Genomic DNA, 3,221 nt, shown 5'->3' on the forward strand with positions numbered 1-3,221 from the left:
AGGGCCAGGAGGGCCAGGAGGGCCAGGAGGGCCAGGAGGGCCAGGAGGGCCAGGAGGGCCAGGAGGGCCAGGAGGGCCAGGAGGGCCAGGAGGGCCAGGAGGGCCAGGAGGGCCATCATAAGGGCGGCGAGGGCCTTCGCCCACCCACCGGTCGGTAAGGATCCCTGCTTCGGCTTCATCATCGGGTCACCTCTGCTTCGTCCGTGGTCATGCGTCGGATCATCACTGTGGGGTGCGCGGGCCCCTCCCGTCGTTGGCGTCGTGCGCACGTTCCTTTCGCACCGAGTGCACGACCGCGGGGCAGGTTGACCGACTTCGCCCTATGCCCGCTGCCCGACCAGCCCGCGCGCCAGTTCTTCCTTGCCCGGGGCGGTCAGCACGATCTGGCCGTCGATCCCCGCTGAGGTTCCCCCGCTGGGCGGGGAGTGGATGACTAGCTGGTCAGGGCGGGTTGACGTGTGTTCAGGTTCACTGGTTCGGTCGCTGCCTGGTCGGCGTAGTGCTTCTCCTCGAACTCGATCGGGCTGAGGTAGCCGAGCCGTTTCTGGATGCGGCAGGGGTTATAGAAGCCGTCGATGTACTCGAAGAGCGCGAGGTTCGCCTCAGCTCTGGTGGCGAAGACGCGGCCGCGGATGCACTCGGTCTTGACCAGCATCCACAGGTTCTCCGCCAGGGCGTTGACGCTCCTACAGCTGTCAACTTGTTGCGGGGGTCGTCTGTGGAGCGGGTCGAATCAGGTGGTAGACCTCGCGGATGACGTAGCGCTTGAGGCAGCGAATGATCTCGCGTTTCGTCTTGCCTTCGGCGGAGCGGCGGGCGACGTAGTCGATCGTAGGTTGATGGAACCGCATGCGGACGATGACGGTGCGATAGATCGCGGCGTTGAGCTGCCGGTGGCCGCCGCGGTTGATGCGGTGCCTGCCGCTGGTCATGCCGGAGCCGGTGGGTACGGGAGCGATGCCTGCGAGCTTGGCGAGGGCGGCTTCGGACTTGATGCGTTCGGGGTTGTCGCCGGCCACGACGAGGATCTCCGCGGCTGTGTCCACGCCGATGCCGAAGGGTTCGAGCAGTTGCGGGGCGGCGCGGTGAACCAGATCAGCGATCATTTTCGTCAGGTCCCTGGCCTCGGCGTCGAGGTACTGCCACCGCTTGGCCAGCGTGCGCAGAGCATGACGCAGTGCGTCCTCGGGGCCCTCCAGTTGCCGAGGACGCAGGCCCGCCAGATGCCGGGCCAGGGCGATCTGTGTTTTACCTGCGGTCTCGTTCCGCAAGGGATCTGGGGCGTGGACAAGCATCGCCTTCATGGTGACCATCGCCGCTGTGCGCTGTTCAACGGCCTGGTCGTGGGCGATCTTGAGCTGACGGATCATCTCGGCTTCACCGTCGGCGCTCTTGGGGGTGGCCGTCGCGAACCCGGCCAGGACGGCTCGGGCGGCGTTCACCCGGCTCACGTCAGCGCCCTTTCGGACCCGGAAACCTGTCCGGTATCCGGCGAGTTGGCCGGGACGGTGCCGGAGAGGCCGCCGCTCGTGCTGTCCCGGTTTCCTCTGACCTTTCGGCCTACCGGCCTTCGCTTCTTGAGCCGTCCTGTCCCGCCGGAGACATCAGCCTTCCTCACGGTCGGCCCACCGCCGCCCATGCCAGAGCGGCGGCCTCCGTCGGGGTTTCCACGTTCCGCGTGTGCGAGATACGACCGGATTGGGCGCCCTCTATATCCCGGGGCGGCGGTGTCCTCCCGAGCGGCATGAAGATCCGCTCGGCGCCTGCCGCGTTTCAGCGGCCCACCCTGCACCCTGCTACCACAACCCACCGGCAGGGCTTTTCTTCACGAGACGTCATCGAGGGTTCACGGGTGTTCGCCCGCCCGGTCTTTCCCTTGCCTGTTGCCACCGGGTGGAACGGCGGCGCTTGGGCTTCTCCCCGGAGCTTCGCACCCCGCCGTTACCAGCGACGCACGTCCAGGTGGAAACGGATCATCGGACACGGACCCGGGATTACTCTGTCGTCGGCAACATTGCCGACCCCCTCTCCAAGAGCATCCACTCAACACACGCGACCTCGTGTCGCACCTTCACGCAGAAAGTGCCTTCCTCCGGCGACGATCAAACCCCTAGACAAGGTTCATCGTCCCAGCTCAGGAAGGCACTTTCGCGTATCCGGCCAGCATCCGGACCAGCCTCAACCGAAACGGCGAGGTTAATACCGTGTGTATCTGGCAGGTAGCACCATTCGGGGATTGGAATCGAGGAGCACATCGGCGGGACCGAACCATGCGGCCAGTTCGCGGATTTCGGGATCTTCGAGAAGGCGGAGGCGGCCGTCTTCAATAAAGGGTGTGCCGTCAATGGTGATGGTCGGCTTGTCGAACTGGCAGTCGCAGTGGGCGTGTCCTGGCCCGCTACGGTCAGGCTCCCCCTCCTCGGTCAGGGCGTCCAGGCCAAGGTAGAACGCACCGGCGTGCTTCTCCCGTTCGAACTGGGTGCCACCGCTTGAGCGCACTTTCGGGTTGAGTCCGATCAGGGCGTGCCGCAGGTAGTAGCCCCTTGGTGAATAGTGACGTAGCTCGGTGGCGGCAGTCGCGCCCTCGATCGCTGTTACCACGTTGTTGGTGAGTTCGATCGTGGTGGGCTCGGCCGGTGCGCCGGTGACCGTGGACTCCTCGATGACCAGCAGCCCGTCGGTGCGGTTGGGGTAGAAGTTGACGCCACCGTAAGGGAAGGGCCGCCACATTCCAGCGATGAGCGGAGCGTGATGGCCACTGGTGGCGAAGTCACGGAAGGTCACATCGGTGCCTGCAGCGGTGGTTACCCGGATCTCGCTGGCTGCGGCGAGTTGTGCGGTCGCCTTAGCTTCCAAGGCGAAATACAGCTCCAGCGGGAAGCGGGCACCGGTGGCCAGAGCCGATGCGGTTGCGGTCTGGTGCAGTGAGAGGAACCGGGCCTTGCGCTTGGCAACTTCGTCGAAGAACAAGCGGTCGCTGTGCACCTCACCCCACCATGTGCAGGAGAGCACCACATCAGCCTCGGCGTGGATGGCCGACAGCATTGGTGATGGCCGCTCGGAGTCCCAGCCACCCGCGCTGAACGGGGGAACGGCCAGAACGTGCACCTCGGCGTTGCGATAGGCTGTCAAGCCCCGGGTTTCGTGGAGAGTGAGTTAGCTGGTTTTCTGGAGTGATGCTGGGGGGTGGGCCGCGTAGTGGGCGGCTTCGTGCTCGGCGG

At 65.6% G+C, this 3,221-nt stretch carries 4 protein-coding genes; all 4 read right to left on the reverse strand.

Features of this window, described 5'->3' with window-relative positions; all coding sequences use genetic code 11:
- On the reverse strand, nt 1-182 hold a 182-nt coding region (locus ACIPEK_RS43940), incomplete at its 3' end, for a hypothetical protein (RefSeq protein WP_402008197.1).
- A gap of 251 nt (nt 183-433) precedes the next feature.
- Nucleotides 434-655: an IS3 family transposase gene (locus tag ACIPEK_RS43945; protein WP_402008199.1), complete on the reverse strand. Its 222-nt coding sequence runs from the start codon at nt 653-655 to the stop codon at nt 434-436.
- Between the two features lie 40 nt (nt 656-695).
- Nucleotides 696-1,451 (reverse strand): transposase, encoded by a 756-nt coding sequence (locus ACIPEK_RS43950; protein WP_402008201.1) that lies wholly within the window; start codon nt 1,449-1,451, stop codon nt 696-698.
- 745 nt (nt 1,452-2,196) lie between these two features.
- Nucleotides 2,197-3,132 (reverse strand): hypothetical protein, encoded by a 936-nt coding sequence (locus tag ACIPEK_RS43955; RefSeq protein ID WP_402008203.1) that lies wholly within the window; start codon nt 3,130-3,132, stop codon nt 2,197-2,199.
- Between the last annotated feature and the right edge of the window lie 89 nt (nt 3,133-3,221).

It is taken from the genome of Streptomyces sp. NPDC088246 (assembly GCF_044741025.1).
Lineage (GTDB): Bacteria > Actinomycetota > Actinomycetes > Streptomycetales > Streptomycetaceae > Streptomyces.